15 protein-coding genes are annotated in these 14,965 nt (G+C 60.4%); 9 read left to right on the forward strand and 6 right to left on the reverse strand.

Annotated features, from left to right (window positions below; all coding sequences use genetic code 11):
• Positions 1-111 precede the first annotated feature (111 nt).
• Positions 112-855: an SDR family NAD(P)-dependent oxidoreductase gene (locus FHW37_RS04860; RefSeq protein ID WP_145633236.1), complete on the forward strand. Its 744-nt coding sequence runs from the start codon at positions 112-114 to the stop codon at positions 853-855.
• A gap of 31 nt (positions 856-886) precedes the next feature.
• On the opposite strand, the gene FHW37_RS33450 is transcribed toward FHW37_RS04860, so the two are convergent.
• The gene (locus tag FHW37_RS33450) at positions 887-1,066 is read right to left on the reverse strand and encodes a hypothetical protein (RefSeq protein WP_186458142.1); all 180 of its coding nucleotides are present in this window, start codon (positions 1,064-1,066) and stop codon (positions 887-889) included.
• Between the two features lie 94 nt (positions 1,067-1,160).
• Here FHW37_RS33450 and FHW37_RS04870 point away from each other — a divergent pair, with 94 nt between their 5' ends.
• Positions 1,161-1,487 (forward strand): nuclear transport factor 2 family protein, encoded by a 327-nt coding sequence (locus FHW37_RS04870; RefSeq protein ID WP_145633239.1) that lies wholly within the window; start codon positions 1,161-1,163, stop codon positions 1,485-1,487.
• An 81-nt stretch (positions 1,488-1,568) separates the two neighbouring features.
• On the opposite strand, the gene FHW37_RS04875 is transcribed toward FHW37_RS04870, so the two are convergent.
• The gene (locus FHW37_RS04875; RefSeq protein WP_145633241.1) at positions 1,569-2,480 is read right to left on the reverse strand and encodes a LysR family transcriptional regulator; all 912 of its coding nucleotides are present in this window, start codon (positions 2,478-2,480) and stop codon (positions 1,569-1,571) included.
• Positions 2,481-2,733: 253 nt separating this feature from the next.
• Between FHW37_RS04875 and FHW37_RS04880 the strand changes: the two genes are divergently transcribed.
• The 6 genes from FHW37_RS04880 to FHW37_RS04905 all read left to right on the forward strand — a co-directional run bounded on the left by FHW37_RS04880 (position 2,734) and on the right by FHW37_RS04905 (position 8,997).
• Positions 2,734-4,149: an NAD(P)H-dependent oxidoreductase gene (locus tag FHW37_RS04880; protein WP_210249264.1), complete on the forward strand. Its 1,416-nt coding sequence runs from the start codon at positions 2,734-2,736 to the stop codon at positions 4,147-4,149.
• A 54-nt stretch (positions 4,150-4,203) separates the two neighbouring features.
• Positions 4,204-5,586: a CitMHS family transporter gene (locus FHW37_RS04885; protein ID WP_145633243.1), complete on the forward strand. Its 1,383-nt coding sequence runs from the start codon at positions 4,204-4,206 to the stop codon at positions 5,584-5,586.
• Positions 5,587-5,652: 66 nt separating this feature from the next.
• Positions 5,653-6,324 carry an aspartate/glutamate racemase family protein gene (locus FHW37_RS04890; protein WP_145633245.1) on the forward strand — a complete coding sequence of 224 codons (672 nt, stop codon included), beginning with the start codon at positions 5,653-5,655 and terminating at the stop codon, positions 6,322-6,324.
• Positions 6,325-6,328: 4 nt separating this feature from the next.
• Positions 6,329-7,606 (forward strand): 3-oxo-tetronate kinase, encoded by a 1,278-nt coding sequence (otnK, locus tag FHW37_RS04895; RefSeq protein ID WP_145633246.1) that lies wholly within the window; start codon positions 6,329-6,331, stop codon positions 7,604-7,606.
• A complete protein-coding gene (otnC, locus tag FHW37_RS04900) occupies positions 7,603-8,238 on the forward strand; it encodes a 3-oxo-tetronate 4-phosphate decarboxylase (protein WP_145633248.1) in 636 nt (211 codons plus the stop codon). The genes otnK and otnC overlap by 4 nt, the downstream gene beginning before the upstream one ends.
• 24 nt (positions 8,239-8,262) lie before the next feature.
• Positions 8,263-8,997 (forward strand): sulfite exporter TauE/SafE family protein, encoded by a 735-nt coding sequence (locus tag FHW37_RS04905; protein ID WP_186458143.1) that lies wholly within the window; start codon positions 8,263-8,265, stop codon positions 8,995-8,997.
• A gap of 135 nt (positions 8,998-9,132) precedes the next feature.
• On the opposite strand, the gene FHW37_RS04910 is transcribed toward FHW37_RS04905, so the two are convergent.
• The 3 genes from FHW37_RS04910 to FHW37_RS04920 are packed head-to-tail and all read right to left on the reverse strand — an operon-like array spanning position 9,133 to position 12,744.
• Entirely contained in the window at positions 9,133-10,290 is a 1,158-nt protein-coding gene (locus FHW37_RS04910) for a M20 aminoacylase family protein (RefSeq protein ID WP_145633250.1), read from the reverse strand.
• Positions 10,291-10,294: 4 nt separating this feature from the next.
• Positions 10,295-11,539 (reverse strand): Zn-dependent hydrolase, encoded by a 1,245-nt coding sequence (locus FHW37_RS04915; RefSeq protein ID WP_145633252.1) that lies wholly within the window; start codon positions 11,537-11,539, stop codon positions 10,295-10,297.
• Positions 11,536-12,744: a diaminopropionate ammonia-lyase gene (locus tag FHW37_RS04920; RefSeq protein ID WP_145633253.1), complete on the reverse strand. Its 1,209-nt coding sequence runs from the start codon at positions 12,742-12,744 to the stop codon at positions 11,536-11,538. Before FHW37_RS04920 ends, FHW37_RS04915 begins: the two co-directional genes overlap by 4 nt.
• A 103-nt stretch (positions 12,745-12,847) precedes the next feature.
• Between FHW37_RS04920 and FHW37_RS04925 the strand changes: the two genes are divergently transcribed.
• Positions 12,848-13,327: an Lrp/AsnC family transcriptional regulator gene (locus FHW37_RS04925; protein ID WP_145633255.1), complete on the forward strand. Its 480-nt coding sequence runs from the start codon at positions 12,848-12,850 to the stop codon at positions 13,325-13,327.
• 36 nt (positions 13,328-13,363) lie between these two features.
• Here the strand turns inward: FHW37_RS04925 and FHW37_RS04930 are convergent, their stop codons facing one another.
• Positions 13,364-14,965: an ABC transporter ATP-binding protein gene (locus FHW37_RS04930; protein ID WP_145633257.1), complete on the reverse strand. Its 1,602-nt coding sequence runs from the start codon at positions 14,963-14,965 to the stop codon at positions 13,364-13,366.

The raw sequence follows: 14,965 nt of genomic DNA on the forward strand, positions 1-14,965 counted from the left end.
CGCTGTCGCAAGCGAGAAGCAGAAATAGGCAAGCTTCGGAGAGAAATGGGTGAGCAGGCGAGACGGTCGGCACCTAACTTCAGGCCACACGAAACGGCCAGGGAAATTGCCATGAAGATCGTCATCATCACCGGGGGAAGCCGCGGTCTTGGAGCCAGCATAGCCGTCGAATGCGCCCGCAGCGGCATGGGCGTCATTCTGACCTACAACAGCAACCCCGATAAGGCGGATGACGTCGTGAAGACGATTGTCGAAGGCGGCGGCAAGGCCGTGGCCCTGAAGCTCGACGTCGGCGACATCAATGCGTTTCCGGCGTTTTGTGACGCCGTTGCCTCGAAACTTCAGTCCGACTTCGGCCGGAGCGATTTCGACTATCTCGTCAACAATGCCGGATATGGCCTGTTCAACCCGATCGCCACCGTGACGGAAGATGAGTTCGACGGGCTGTTCAATGTCCATCTCAAGGGTCCGTTTTTCCTGACCCAGATCCTGCTGCCGCTGATTGCCGACGGCGGACAGATCGTCAACATCACCAGTGCGACCACGCGCGTGGCGACCGTCGGCGTTGCTCCCTACGCTGCCTTCAAGGGTGGGCTCGAAGTCCTGACCCGCTACATGGCCAAGGAGTTCGGCGAGCGGGGCATCCGGGCAAACTCGATCGCGCCCGGCGCGATCCGCACCGAACTCGGCGGCGGCCTGAACGACGAGTTCGAGGCTTTGCTTGCACGCCAGACCGCGCTCGGCCGCATCGGCGAGCCGGAAGACATCGGTGGCGCCGTCGCCAGCCTTCTATCCAACGGGAACCGCTGGATAAATGCCCAGAACATCGAAGTCGCGGGCGGCTACATCATCTGATCAAAGGAGGGCAGGATGTTCGACCATGTCTTCATTTCCGCCAGCGATATCGATCGCCTTCTGCGAAGCGGCGCTTGCCCCGCTTGGGATCATCCACGCACATGACCATGATGGGAAGGACAGACCGTCCGCGAAGCTCGGTGCGGATTTCCGCGTCTTCGGTCTCGACGACGCTGCCCTGATCGATATCGGTCTTGCCGGCGAATTTCACCCCGGCCTCCAACCACCTGCAACCCTATTTGGAAGCGGTTTTGCGCAAACCGTCGCCGCTACATCGATCATAGATGTCTGAGGAAACCAGAAAAATGCAAAAGCTCGTTGAAGCCTTCATCGCGACCGCCAACGCCTTCGACGTCGATAGGGCACTGTCCCTTTTTGCAACCGACGCCGTCATCGACGACGTTTCGGTCGGAGATGCCTTCGTCGGCACTGACGGCGTCCGCCAATATCTTGAGCGATTTTTCGTCGGCTACAACACCAGAAGCAGACTGTTGTCCATCGAGCTGCTGGACGGCTTCAGTTCGGATGTGCGGTTGGATTTCACAGGCTATTTTGGACACGAGATCGGCATGCTCAAGATCACGATCGATCCCGATGGCCTGATCAGGCGCATAGACGCCGACCTCGAATAATCGATGGCATCAAAGCCTATTTTATCGCAGGCGGGAAAGGCCTCGTAGGGTTTGGGGCGTGGGTCGGACTTTCGCGTTCGATCATGAGCCTTCAGAGGAAAAGTCACCGCTCGTCGTCGGCTCGACTGCATTCGCAAACCGATCGCTGAAAAATCCCAAAAACCGTTGAACCAGCGACGGCTCGGCTTGTTTTTCTTTCCAGATCATCCAGAGCGAGCGCGAGAGCGGCCGCCCGTCGTTGTGAAACAGCGGCATGCGAAACAGTGGCCGGTTTTCGTCGAGGAATTTCGGCGACAGGAAAATGCCGTAGCCAAGCCCGTTGGCGATCATCTCCAGGCAGGTATCGCCGTGGTTTGCCCGCATGCCGATCTTGGGCGGTCGGTCGAAATGGCCGGACCACCATTCGTCCAGCATCCTGGTGGCGAACGGATCACTCAAATACGAGATCTGCGGCCTATTCGGCAGGTCTTCGAGCCGCAGGCTTTCGGAATTGACGAGGCAGGCCTGTTCCGTTCCGATCTTCAGACGGCTGAAATTTCCCGAAATGTCACCGCAGATGAAGCCGACCTGGATATCGCCGTGCTCCAGTCTGTCGGCTATTTCCGAGCTGACACCGGTCGAGACGTTGAAATCGACGTTCGGATGTTCGGCCTTGTAGGCGCGCAGATGCGACGGCAGCGTATAACGGACGAAGGAATTGGTCATTCCGAGCCTGATCGTGCCCGTGCGGTGGTCCTGAAACGTCAGGAGCGTCCGCCGCATTTCAGCCAGGTGGGCGAGCGCCTTCTCCGCCTCCTGTGCCACATACTCACCCTGTGGCGTGAAAGTGATGCCTTTCGACGTGCGCTCTACCAGACGCGTGCCCAGTTCGCGCTCGATGAGCTGCAAACGTTTCGACAGGGCCGGCTGCGTCATCGCAAGGCGGTCTGCTGCATGGGTGATGTTTGTCGTGCGGCGCAATTCCGCGACGACCTTCCAGCTGCGTGTGTCCATCGCCTCCTCCCGAAACGCGGAAATGCCATTCCATTTGGGAATGGCTAGCCATGAAAGATCGCAATTTTACAGCCCGGTCAAGCTCCCCTATGACAGATCGATGAAGTCGCCCGGCAAGGCGGCGTGGATGGAGATTGCGCAACTGGCCGATGCCGGGCTGCGCGGAGGAGACAAGGCAGCGTCGTTGATTTTCGCGCGGAAACGCAGGGATGCGGCCGTGGCGGCGAAGCTTTGCAAGCAGCGGAGTCGAAGTGTGATTTATCATCATCTCTATAAGAAATTTGCGAAGAAGGATTGCGTCCGCGTCGGCGTGATCGGAGCCGGCAATTACGGCACGGCGATCGTGACGCAGGATCCGCATACGCCGATGATGACGGTGGTGGCGGTGGCCGACATTTCGGTCGAGGCGGCAAGGGGTGCTTATGAAAAGGCCGGTATCGACCAGTCGACGGTGGTCTATTGCAGCACGGCCGGGGAGGCGCAGCAGCAGATCGAAGGCGGCAAGCGCGTCTATACCGACCGTTGCGAACTGATTGCGGAGATTGCAGCGGTCGATATCGTCTGCGAGGCGACGGGCATACCGGAGGCCAGCGCCGACTATGCCTTGAAGGCGATCGAAAACGGCAAGCATGTCGCGATGATCACCAAGGATTGCGATGTCACCATCGGCCCTATTCTCAAGAAAAAGGCCGATGAGGCGGGCGTCGTTTATACCCCGGTAGACGGAGACCAGCACGGACTGCTGATCCAGTTCTACGAATGGGCGAAATCGATCGGCCTGACGGTACTAAGCGGCGGCAAGGCGACCGATGGCGAATTCATCTACGATGAAGCCCAAGGCACGGTGACGATCAAGACCGACAAGAAGATCCACGCGCCTTATGTCGAAACCGTCACGATTGCGCCGGAAGACCGCAAATATCTCGGTATGATCCCGAAGGGCCAGGCGGCAGAATATGTCGCCCGGCGGCGCGAAATCCTCGCCGGACTTCCGCAGCCCGGATCCTACGATCTTTGCGAAACGACGGTCGCTGCCAACTATACCGGCCTTGCGCCGGCGGTCGATACCCTGGTGCATGCGCCACTGCGGATCACCGAGATCCCCGTTGCCTATTGTGAGACCGAGAACGGCGGCATTTTCGAAACCAGCGGCGTCATCGATCTGGCAACCTGCTTCCGTACCCCGACCGAGGGAGGCCTCGGCGGCGGCGTCTTCCTCGTCGTTCGCTGCGACAATGCCTATTCGAACCACGTTCTGACGACGAAGGGCCAGATCGCCAATTACGATGATACCGCGGCGGTTATCTATCGCCCCTATCACCTGTGCGGCGTGGAGACGTCGAGTTCGATCCTGGTTGCCGGCCTGCTCGGGCTCAACACCGGCTCAGATGATTACAGGCCGCGCTACGATCTGGTGAAGGTGGCGGCACACGACATCAAGGCGGGCGAGGTTTTCGGCAACGATCATAGCCCGCAGACGACGGCACGTATCATACCTGCCCAACCCGTCGCTTCGGGCAATTTCGCCTGTGCACATCTGCTGACGGGCAACAGGGCGTCGATCGATATTCCCGCAGGCACCACGATTACTTACGACATGGTTGAGGAGCCGGTCGGTTCGACATTGTGGCGATTGAGACGTCTGCAGGACGAGACTTTCCTGGCATGACGGCCAGGACGGGGGAGCAAAACAACAGACTGCACAATGCTTTGGGAGAGAGGCATGTTACTGACGATAATTGCGTGGTCCACGGTCATCCTGTTTATGGCACTGATCTTGACCAAGAAAATGCATCCGTTTACCGCGATCGTGCTGATCCCGGTCCTGATGGCTGTGGTGGGGGCACTGCTGGGATTGTATCAGGCACCGGCAGCAAAGACGCTCGATATCCCGGTCGGGGATGTGACGATCTGGGATCAGGTGACCGTTCTTGGCACCTGGGTCAAACAGGGGCTGACGAAGACATCGGGCACGGCTTTCCTGCTGTTCTTCGCAATCATGTTCTTCTCGCTGATGCTCAATGTCGGCGTCTTCGATCCGTTGACGAAAAAGGTCGTGCAGCTGTCGAAAGGCGATCCGCTGAAAGTGCTGGTCGGCACGAGCATTCTGTCCACCGTCGTCTCCATGAGTGGTGATGGCACCACGACGACGCTGATCTGCTGCACTGCGTTCATCCCTGTCTACAAGCGTCTGAACCTGAAGATGATGCACCTGGCGGTGCTCCTCATCCTGCAAAACACCATTCTGAACCTTCTGCCATGGAGCGGGCCGACCGCGCGCGTTATCGCCGTCATCGACGGTATCGATGTCCAGGCGCTCTTGAATGCGCTTCTGCCCGGCATGATCCTCGCAAGCCTTTTCGTGACGGTTGGCGCTTATTTCCTGGGCCTTTCGGAGCGTCGGCGTCTCGGCGTCCAGCATCTGAGCGATGCTGATATCGAAGAGATCTTCGCGTCTACCGCAGGCCCCGACGATGCGCTGAAACGCCCGCATCTGGCGCCGATCAACGCGGTGCTGACGATCGCGTCGCTTGTCTTGCTGATTGCCGGCATTTTCGATCCGGTCTTCATCTTCCTGGTCGGCACCGTTCTGGCTCTGGTGATCAACTACAAGACGCTGCAGGAGCAGAAGGAGCGGATCTACGCCAATTCCGGCGAGGTTCTGGCGACGGTCATCATGGTCATCGGCGCCGGCGTGTTCATGGGGCTGTTCACCAATTCGGGCATGTCCGATGCTCTGGCCAGCAGCATGGTCAATGTCATTCCGCCGCAGCTCGGTGGTTTCTGGGGTCTGATCGTGGTGCTGATCTCGGCGCCGGGTGGTTTCTTCCTGTCGAACGACGCCTTCTTCTACGGCGTGCTGCCGGTTCTGGTCGAAGCCGGCAAGGTCTATGGCTTCACCCCGTTCGAAGTCGGCTTCGCGTCTCTGCTCGGACAGGCCTTCCATATGCTGAGCCCGCTCACCGCCTTCATCTACCTGCTGCTCAGCATGACGGGTCTCGATATGGGCGAATGGCAGCGCGCCTGCTTCAAATGGTGCCTTGGCATCTTCTTCATCTTCATCGCGACCGCCGTCGTGATGGGCGTGGTGCCGCTTTACCGGTGAAACACCGGCTTCCGATCGGGGCAGAGTCTATCGGCCCCGATCGGTTCAAACGCATTGAGAGAGACCATGAGCAAGCCCGATCGCATTATTCTCCTGCATGCCACGCCGGTGGCCATGGCACCGGTCAAGGAGGCCTTTGCCAGGATCTGGCCGGAGGCGGAAACGATCAATCTGCTGGATGACAGCCTCAGCATCGACCGTGCCGGACAGGACGAGCTTTCGGATGCTCTGGCAGAGCGCTTCGTGGCCTTCGGCCACTATGCTTACAGCATTGGCGCAGGCGGTATCCTTGCCACGTGCTCGGCATTCGGCCCGCCGCTGGATCGGCTGGCAGCCGAATTGCCGGTGCCGGTTCTCAAACCCAATGAGGCGATGTTCCGCGCCGCGATCGCACGGGGCAACCGGATCGGCATGCTCGCAACCTTCGCACCTGCCGTCACGACGATGCGAGACGAATTCGATGCTTTCGTCGTGGAAACAGGATCTGCCGCGACCCTCGACGTCGTCATTGTCGAGGAGGCGATAGAACGGCTGAGACAGGGTGATGCGGAAACCCATAACAGGCTGGTTGCCGCGCAAGCGTCCCGGTTTGCAGGTTACGACGCCATCATGCTCGCTCATTTTTCGACCGCACGCGCGGCCGATCTGGTGCAGGCAGCTATCGATGTTCCGGTGCTGGCGGCACCCGAAAGTGCCGTTTTGCGGATGAAACAGTTGATTGAAAGCAAGGAGCGGTAAGTTCATGCTGCTGGGTGTTATTGCAGACGATTTTACAGGGGCGAGCGACATTGCCAATACGCTTGCCAAAGGCTTGCCCGGAGAGGGCGGTCTCGCGGTAACGCAATATCTCGGCATCCCGAAATCGCCGGCAGCGGCGTCTGTCGAGGCTGGCGTTATTTCGCTGAAGACACGTTCGGCTCCGGTCGAAGAGGCTGTCGCCCAATCGCTGGCGGCGCTCGAATGGCTGCGCGCGCAGGGCTGCGAGCAATTTGTCTTCAAATACTGCTCGACATTCGACTCGACCCCGGAAGGCAATATCGGGCCGGTCGGAGAAGCGCTTGCCCAGGCGCTCGGCGCCAAGGGTGTCATCGCATGCCCGGCCTTTCCGACAGTCGGCCGGACGGTGCATCAGGGATATCTGTTCGTCCATGACCAGTTGCTGAGTGAATCCAGCATGCGGCATCATCCCCTGACGCCGATGACCGACGCCAACATACGCCGCTGGCTGGGCCTGCAGACAAAAACGCCGGTCGGACTTGTCGCAACTTCGACCGTGCGCTCAGGCGCTGCCTCGGTCCGCAAGGCTCTGGATGAAGCTGCAGCAGACGCCCAGACCCTGGTTATCTGCGATGCCTCGGTCGATGAGGACCTTGTAACGCTGGGAACGGCCGCAGCCGCTGCGCCACTTCTGACGGGCGGTTCCGGCATTGCCATTGGGCTGCCGTCGAACTTCATTCGCAGCGGTCGCGCGAAAGGAAGTCTCACGCCTTTCACCGGTGTCGAAGGGCCCGCTGCAATCCTCGCCGGCAGCTGCTCGTCTGCGACCCGGCGACAGATCTCCACCCATGCTCAGAATCACCCGGTCCTCGCCCTCGATATCGATGCGATCATGGCCGGCAGCTTTGGAGCGCAGGAAATTGTGGAATTTGTCGAACGGCATGCGGGACAGGCGCCGTTGGTTTATTCGTCCGATGATCCAGCCGAAGTCGAGCTGCTGCAGACGCGTTACGGGCGTGAAAAGCTGGCTCACAGGCTGGATGGATTATTTGCCGACGTCGCGCGCGCCCTGCTTGCAAAGGGGATCCGGCGTTTGGTGGTTGCCGGCGGGGAGACCTCCGGTGCCGTGGCCCAGGCTCTCGACCTTGAGGCCCTCACCATAGGGCCGGAGATCGATCCCGGTGTCCCGATCCTGGCGGAGGCAGATGGTCGTATTGCATTGGCGCTCAAATCCGGCAATTTCGGCGCGCCGGACTTTTTCGAAAAGGCTTTGAAAATGCTGCAGAATGGAGCGGAGCATTGAACGAAGACGAGCTTCGCGCGGATATCGTAAAATATGGCGCGCTGCTTTATGGGCGCGGCCTTGCCCATGGCAGCGCCGGCAATCTGTCGGTGAGACTGGATGACGGCACGATCCTGGTGACGCCGACCAATTCGTCGCTCGGTTTCCTCACCGCGGAACAGATATCGAAGGTCTCCATTGACGGCACGCATATCGCCGGTGACCCGCCCTCCAAGGAGGCGTTTTTTCATCTCGCCGTCTACGAGGAGCGACCGGCGGCAAAGGCGATCGTGCACCTCCACTCCACACATGCAGTGGCTGTCTCCTGCCTTTGCCATGCGGACAGTTTCGACGTCCTGCCGCCGCTGACGGCCTATCAGATCATGCGGATCGGCCGGTTGCCGCTGGTGCCCTATTATCGTCCCGGTGATCGCAAGCTTGCCGAGGCCGTGCGCGGACTGGCCGGCGAACACAAGGCGATGCTGCTCGCCAATCATGGCCCGATCGTTTCCGGCAGTTCGCTTCAGAAGGCCGTTCACGCCTATGAGGAACTGGAGGAAACCGCGAAGCTGTTTTTCCTCGTCGGAGATCGCCCTTTGTCGCGTCTGACCTGTGAGGCCATTGCCGACCTGAACGCGACCTTTCCGGGCTAAACGTCGGCGCGAGAGGGCATCGTCTTGGATCAATGGCTCCTGCTCATGGGCGTGGCAATCGGCGCCGGCGCGCTCAGTGGTCTTGTCGGCACTGGAGCAAGCCTGCTTTTGCTGCCTGTTCTGGTGCCGATGTTCGGTGCGGTCGAGGCGATCCCGATCATGGCCGTTGCCGGTTTCATGGCGAATTTTTCACGCGCGCTGGCCTGGTGGCGATCGATCGCCTGGAAAGCAGTTCTTGCCTATGCGCTGCCCGGCATGCCTGCGGCAGCGCTCGGCGCCTATACGCTTGTTCATCTTCCGGCAGGATGGCCGGAAACCATGCTCGGATTGTTCATCATCGCCCTCGTGCCGATCCGCCGCCTCGCCACGGCCAAGGTGCCGGCGGCCGGCTTGAGGCATCTGGCACTGACCGGCGCGCTGGTCGGCTTCCTGACCGGGATCTTTTTATCGACGGGCCCGCTCAGCGTGCCGGCATTTCTGGCTTTCGGCCTGATGCGAGGTGCTTTCATTGCCACGGAAGCCACGGCATCGCTTCTCGTTCAGGCCGCCAAGATCGTGAGCTTTCGGGAATTCGGGGCGATAACGATTGAAAACATGCTGCGCGGTGTTGTTATCGGAGGCGCCCTGATGGCTGGGACGTTTCTGATCCGCCCGCTGGTTGCGCGACTGGGTGATCATCATTTCAGAACGATGATGGATATGGTGACGCTGGTTTCGGGAATCTACCTTCTGGTGTTTGGTCTCGGCCATCTGCTGTGAAGGTCTTCTCCGCCCATAATCAGCTGATCGTTGCCGATCAGCTCGCGAAGTTCGTGGTAATAAGCGTTTAATGCCAAGCGAGCTTGGGCTTTATGGCCGTGATGTCCGCCACCGCGGCGAGTTCATTAAAAGATCTCAAATCGCACGGAGTCGGCGGCGCACCATTTCTGCGTGGAAGCGCATGCCGTGGACAAGGCCCTCGTCGTTGAAATCGTAATTCGGGTTGTGAAGCGGTGCGGATTCCTTGCCGTTGCCGAGGAACACGAAACATCCGGGGACCCGGCTCAAGAATTGCGCGAAATCTTCCGATCCGGTCATGGGCTTCGTCGCAACCCGCACATTTTCTTCACCCAGAAGTTCCGTTGCGACAGCCATGGCTTCATCTGCGAGGGTGGGGTCGTTCAGCAGCGGCACGAATTCCCGGGTATAATGCACATCGGCCTCCACATTGTAGGCAAGCGCCGTACCCTCGGCGATGATCCGCATCTGCTTTTCGATGCGCTCGCTGATCTCGCTGCGGAAGCTTCGGGCGTCACCCAGAATACGGGCGGTGCCGGGCAGGGCGTTGCGGGTGCCATCGGTGATGAGCTCGGTAACGGAAACGACGCCGATATCGGCGGGGTCGATGCGTCGCGAGACGATGGTCTGCAGATTGGTGACCAGTACGCATGCGGCGACCAGCACCTCATTGCCCCAATGTGGGCGAGCTGCATGGCCGCCGATACCCTTTAGCGTGATCTCGAAATTGTCCTCGGCGGACATGAAGGCGCCCGCCTTGGTTTCGAACTGCCCGACCGGAATACCCGGCATATTGTGAATGCCGTAGACTTCATCGAAGGGAAATCGTTCGAACAGGCCGTCCGCCATCATGGCAAGCGCCCCCTTGCCCCATTCCTCGGCCGGCTGGAAGATGAACCGCACGGTGCCATTGAAACCGCCTTCTTCGGCAAGCAGCTTGGCGGCGCCGAGTAGCATTGCCGTATGCCCGTCATGGCCACAGGCATGCATCACGCCGTCGTTCCGCGACCTGTAGGTCGGGTTGCCCTGTTCGGTGATCCAAAGCGCATCCATATCGGCGCGCAACGCGACCGCCCGGTTGCCGGTGCCGCGTCTCAACGTGCCCACCACGCCGGTGCCGCCGACGCCTTCGACAACATCATCCAGGCCAAACTCGCGCAGTTTTGCCGCAACGAAGGCAGAGGTCGCCTTTTCCTCGAAACCGAATTCGGGATTGGCATGCAGATGCCTGCGCCATTCGGTCATTTCGGCCTGCAGCTTGACGATATCGGTCATAGGGTCAGTCCCTTGAGGTGGTGAGTTTGCGGACAACGTCCAGCAGGATGTTGGCGCCGGCAATCAGGTCTGCGTCCGGCGTAAATTCTTTCGGATTGTGGCTGATGCCGCCGATGCTTGGGACGAAAATCATCGCGACAGGCGCAATCCGCGCGATCATCTGGGCGTCATGTCCGGCACCCGACGTCATCCGTCGCGACCGCAAACCGCGCCCGGCCGCCGCCGCCTCGATTTCGGCGACGATGCCGCTGTCGAAGGTCACCGGTTGAAAACGGGCCAGTCGTTCGGTGGAGATCGTCACCTGCTCTTCCGCCGCGATCCTGTCGAGATAAGCGGTGAGCGCAGCCTCTTCGGCCAGAAGGCGCTCCTCGTCCGGGTCGCGGAGATCGACAGTAAAGGTTGCTTTCGATGGAATGACATTGATCGCGTTTGGTTCGAATTCGATGCAGCCGACAGTGGCGACAGTCGGGGTGTTCGACGCAATCGCCCGTTCGCGCAGAAAAGTGATGACGCGCGCCGCAGCCAGACCAGCATCGCGGCGCATCGAGACCGGCGTCGTGCCGGCATGGTTGGCATCGCCTTTGATGGTCACTTTTTGCCAGGAAATGCCCTGCAGGTTTTCAACCGCACCGGTAGGGACACCTTCGCGTTCAAGCACCGGCCCCTGCTCGATATGCAGTTCGAGATAGGCATGGGGCTGCAAAAAGCCCGGCTCGTGCGGCCCGGCATAACCGATCCTCTCCAACTCCTCCCCGAGCACGGAGCCATCGGTGCCAATCGTCGCAAGCGCGGCATCGATATCCAGCCCACCGGAATAGACGAGCGAGCCCATCATGTCGGGTGCGTAACGTACGCCTTCCTCGTTGGTGAAGGCGCCAACAACGATCGGACGGGCGGGGTCGAAGTCGTTGGCCTTGAGGGTCTCGATCACTTCCAGACCCGCCAGCACGCCGTAACATCCATCGAACATGCCAGCATTGATGACGGTATCGATATGTGACCCGAGCATTAGCGGACTGGTCGCGGCATCGATGCCTTGTGGCGCCCAGATACCAAAGACATTGCCGATACGATCGATTGCGATCTCGAGGCCCGCTCCCTTTAGCCAATCAACAAGGCGGTCCCGGCCAAGCTTGTCGGTATCCGACGCCGCAAGCCTGACAAGGCGCCCGGTCTCGTCGCGGCCGATCGATCCCAGTTCGCGGAGGCGCCCGAGCAGGCGGTCGGCATTTACCGATACGCTGCTCATGCCATGGCTTCCGCGTTTTTCGACAGGATGCTGACGGATGTTTCTCCGACGATCTCTTCGTATCTTTTCGGGTCTGTCGCACCTTCGGTGTTGATGAGGAGAACGCGCGATTGCGGGCCAAGCTGCAGGGCTGCCTTGCTGCCAGGATCACCGGCGGCCTTGATCAGGCCGGCAAGGCCGACGCCGCCGCTTTCGCCCGCGACGACCGCCGGATCTGCGCCAATTGGATTGGCGAGCATCTTCATCACCCCAATGGCATCCTCATCCTCCACGGTCATGAAGGCGTCGGCAACGCGCGAAAGAATGCGCCAGGCGACAAGCGAGGGTTCGTAACATTCGAGCATCGCCATGATCGTCGGTTCGCCATGCGGGATGACAACCGGATGCCCGGCCTTGGCGGTTTCGACAATGCAGGCGGCACGGCTCGGATCGACGACGGTAAAGATCGGACGTCTGTCGCCGAGCGCGATTGCCAGATGGCCAGCGGCGGCCGCGGCAATCCCGCCGACGCCGGATTGGACGAAGACATGGGTCGGCGGCTCATGCATTGCACGAAGCACTTCACCGATGATCGCCGTGTAACCCTGCATGACAAGGCCGGGGATCCGCTCGTAACCAGGCCAGGACGTATCCGAGACGATCGTCCAGCCGTTTTCGGTGGCGACCCTTGCAGCCTCCTTCACGGAGTCATCATAGGTGCCCGCGACCCGGATCATCTCGGCTCCATATCGGCCTATCGCCGCAACCCGCTCGTCGCTGACGCCGGCATGCACGAAGATTGCGGCCCTGGCGCCGACAAGCTGGGCGCCCTGCGCCACCGAACGTCCGTGATTGCCGTCCGTGGCGCAAGCGAAGGTCATGGTTTTCGCGATTGCCGCGACCTCGGATGTTTTGAGTTCAGAGATGTCGACCGGCCGGGACAAATGCCTGCTCGCCTCTTCAAGGACGAGCCGGATTACCGCATAGGATCCGCCGAGCGCCTTGAAGCTGCCAAGACCGAGCCGGAAACCTTCGTCCTTCATGTGGATGCTGGAGACACCTAGTTCGCGGGCAAGCCCGGACAAGGAGACGAGGGGCGTTTCGGCATTGTTCTCCCGATGGGAAAGGAAGCGGCTGACCATGGCCGCGGCCTCCACACCCAGCGTTTCGGCATCGCGCGGATCGAGGGGAGCTTTGTATGCGGGATTCGTGTTTGTGAGAAACATGCTGGACCTCGCTCAGTTTGCGAGGAAACATATTGCAAGCGCCGCGCAAAGTGCGCTGTATTTCCGGGCCTGATTTGCAAGTTTGTTTCATTGAGGCCTTCAGATGACCGAGACCGCGCGTCGCTCCGCATTGGACGAGTTCGACCGCCAGATCCTTGCGATCCTGCAAAAGGATAATCTCACGCCGCAACGGAAGATCGGCGAGGCCGTCAATCTCTCGGCTCCTGCCGTCCAGCGCCGGATCAAGCGAATGACGGAGACCGGCGTAATCCAGGCGAATGTCGCGATCGTCGATCCGGCTGCACTCGGCCACCCGATCACCATCTTCGTCGAGGTCGAGGTAATCAGTGAGACGGCTGAGCAGATCGAGGATGCCAAGCGCGAATTCGCCGCCATCCCTGAGATTCAGCTCTGTTATTACGTGACCGGCGAGGCGGATTTCGTGATGATGATCACGGTGCCTTCGATGGCCGCCTACGAAGCCCTGACCAAGCGGCTGTTTTTCGGCAACAACAACGTCAAGCGCTTCCGCAGTTTTGTGGCGATGGATCGGATCAAGACGGGGCTTGAAGTGCCGGTCTAGGAGCGAGCGAAGTAATCGCTGACGGCGTCGCCGCGTTCAGACGCTGAACGCGGCTCGGATCAGTGCCTTCGTATAATCCGCCTTCGGCGCGTCGAAGATCGCGTCCGTCTCGCCTTCCTCGACGATCTTTCCGCTGTTCATGACGATCACGTGATCCGAAATGGCTCGGACCACGGCAAGGTCGTGGCTGATGAAGACATAGGAAAGGTCGTGGTCCGCCTGCAGCTTGCGCAACAGGTCGATCACCTGTCCCTGCACCGACCGGTCGAGTGCCGAGGTCGGTTCGTCGAGAATGACCACGCGCGGCTTGAGGATCATCGCGCGGGCGATCGCGATGCGCTGGCGCTGGCCGCCGGAAAACTCGTGCGGGTAGCGGTTGCGCGCCTGCGGATCGAGCCCGACTTCGGTCAAGGCGGCGATGGCACGCCGGTCTCGATCCGCCTTGCTCAGGTTCGGCTCGTGGACGAGCAGACCCTCGGTGATGATTTCACCGACCGTCTGGCGCGGCGAAAGCGAACCGAAGGGATCCTGGAAGACGAGCTGCATTTCCTTGCGCAGGGACCGCATCTGCTTGCGGTCGTAGCTGGAAATATCGGTTGTGCCGAAGCGGTAGTGACCATCGCTGTGGAGAAGCCGCAGCAATGCGCGTCCGAGCGTCGATTTGCCCGAACCGGACTCGCCGACAATGCCGATCGTCTGGCCCTGCCTGAGTTTGACGGTGACGCCGTCGACTGCCCGGAAAACTTTCGGACCTTTGGATAAAAATCCCCTGCCGATCGAGAAATCGACGGTGACGTCGCGTCCCTCCAGAATGATCGGCGCATTTTCCGGTGGCGGTTGCTTGCGGCCATGCGGTTCGGCATCGATCAGCATGCGGGTGTATGAGGAGGTCGGCGCCTCGAAGATTTGTGCCGTTTCGCCCTGTTCGACGACTTCGCCGTGGCGCATGACAACGACGCGCTCGGCAAAGTGCCTGACAATGCCGAGATCGTGGGTAATCAGCACGATCGCCATGCCGAAACGCTCCTGCAGTGAGCGCAGGAGTTTCAGGATCTGCGCCTGGATCGTCACGTCGAGCGCAGTCGTTGGTTCGTCGGCGATCAGTACGTCGGGCTCGTTGGCGAGCGCCATGGCGATCATCACGCGTTGCCGCTGGCCGCCGGACAGTTCATGCGGATAGCTGTCGATGCGGCGGGCGGGGTCGGGAATGCCGACCAGTTCCAGCAATTCCAGCACGCGGCTGCGGGCGGCCTTCCGGCTGCCGCCGCGGTGGTAGACGATCGGTTCGGCGATCTGGCGGCCGATCGTGTAGAGCGGGTCGAGCGAGGTCATCGGCTCCTGGAAGATCATGGTGATCTTGGCGCCGCGGATCTTGTTGAGCTCGTTTTTCGGCAGTCCGACCAGCTCTTTGCCGCGATATGTCGCCGATCCGGTGACCGTGCCGTTTCCGGCAAGCAGGCCCATGATGCCCATCATCGTCTGGCTCTTGCCGGAGCCGCTTTCACCGACCACGGCGATCGTCTCGCCGGCCCGGACGTCGAAGCCGATGCCCTTGACGGCATTGACCGTGCCGTCCGGCGTCGAAAAATCCACTTTCAGGTCGCGGATCGAGAGAATGGTGTATTTTTGATCGGTCAT

The sequence above is a fragment of the Neorhizobium alkalisoli genome, from assembly GCF_007829835.1.
Lineage (GTDB): Bacteria > Pseudomonadota > Alphaproteobacteria > Rhizobiales > Rhizobiaceae > Neorhizobium.

What these genes read in the sequence shown, in the direction of transcription:
- FHW37_RS04930 (WP_145633257.1), bottom strand. Translation starts at nt 14,965, where the DNA reads ATGACCGATCAAAAATACACCATTCTCTCGATCCGCGACCTGAAAGTG.
- FHW37_RS04885 (WP_145633243.1), top strand. Translation starts at nt 4,204, where the DNA reads ATGTTACTGACGATAATTGCGTGGTCCACGGTCATCCTGTTTATGGCA.
- FHW37_RS04860 (WP_145633236.1), top strand. Translation starts at nt 112, where the DNA reads ATGAAGATCGTCATCATCACCGGGGGAAGCCGCGGTCTTGGAGCCAGC.
- FHW37_RS04915 (WP_145633252.1), bottom strand. Translation starts at nt 11,539, where the DNA reads ATGAGCAGCGTATCGGTAAATGCCGACCGCCTGCTCGGGCGCCTCCGC.
- FHW37_RS04920 (WP_145633253.1), bottom strand. Translation starts at nt 12,744, where the DNA reads ATGTTTCTCACAAACACGAATCCCGCATACAAAGCTCCCCTCGATCCG.
- FHW37_RS04875 (WP_145633241.1), bottom strand. Translation starts at nt 2,480, where the DNA reads ATGGACACACGCAGCTGGAAGGTCGTCGCGGAATTGCGCCGCACGACA.
- otnK (WP_145633246.1), top strand. Translation starts at nt 6,329, where the DNA reads ATGCTGCTGGGTGTTATTGCAGACGATTTTACAGGGGCGAGCGACATT.
- FHW37_RS04910 (WP_145633250.1), bottom strand. Translation starts at nt 10,290, where the DNA reads ATGACCGATATCGTCAAGCTGCAGGCCGAAATGACCGAATGGCGCAGG.
- FHW37_RS04870 (WP_145633239.1), top strand. Translation starts at nt 1,161, where the DNA reads ATGCAAAAGCTCGTTGAAGCCTTCATCGCGACCGCCAACGCCTTCGAC.
- FHW37_RS04890 (WP_145633245.1), top strand. Translation starts at nt 5,653, where the DNA reads ATGAGCAAGCCCGATCGCATTATTCTCCTGCATGCCACGCCGGTGGCC.
- FHW37_RS04925 (WP_145633255.1), top strand. Translation starts at nt 12,848, where the DNA reads ATGACCGAGACCGCGCGTCGCTCCGCATTGGACGAGTTCGACCGCCAG.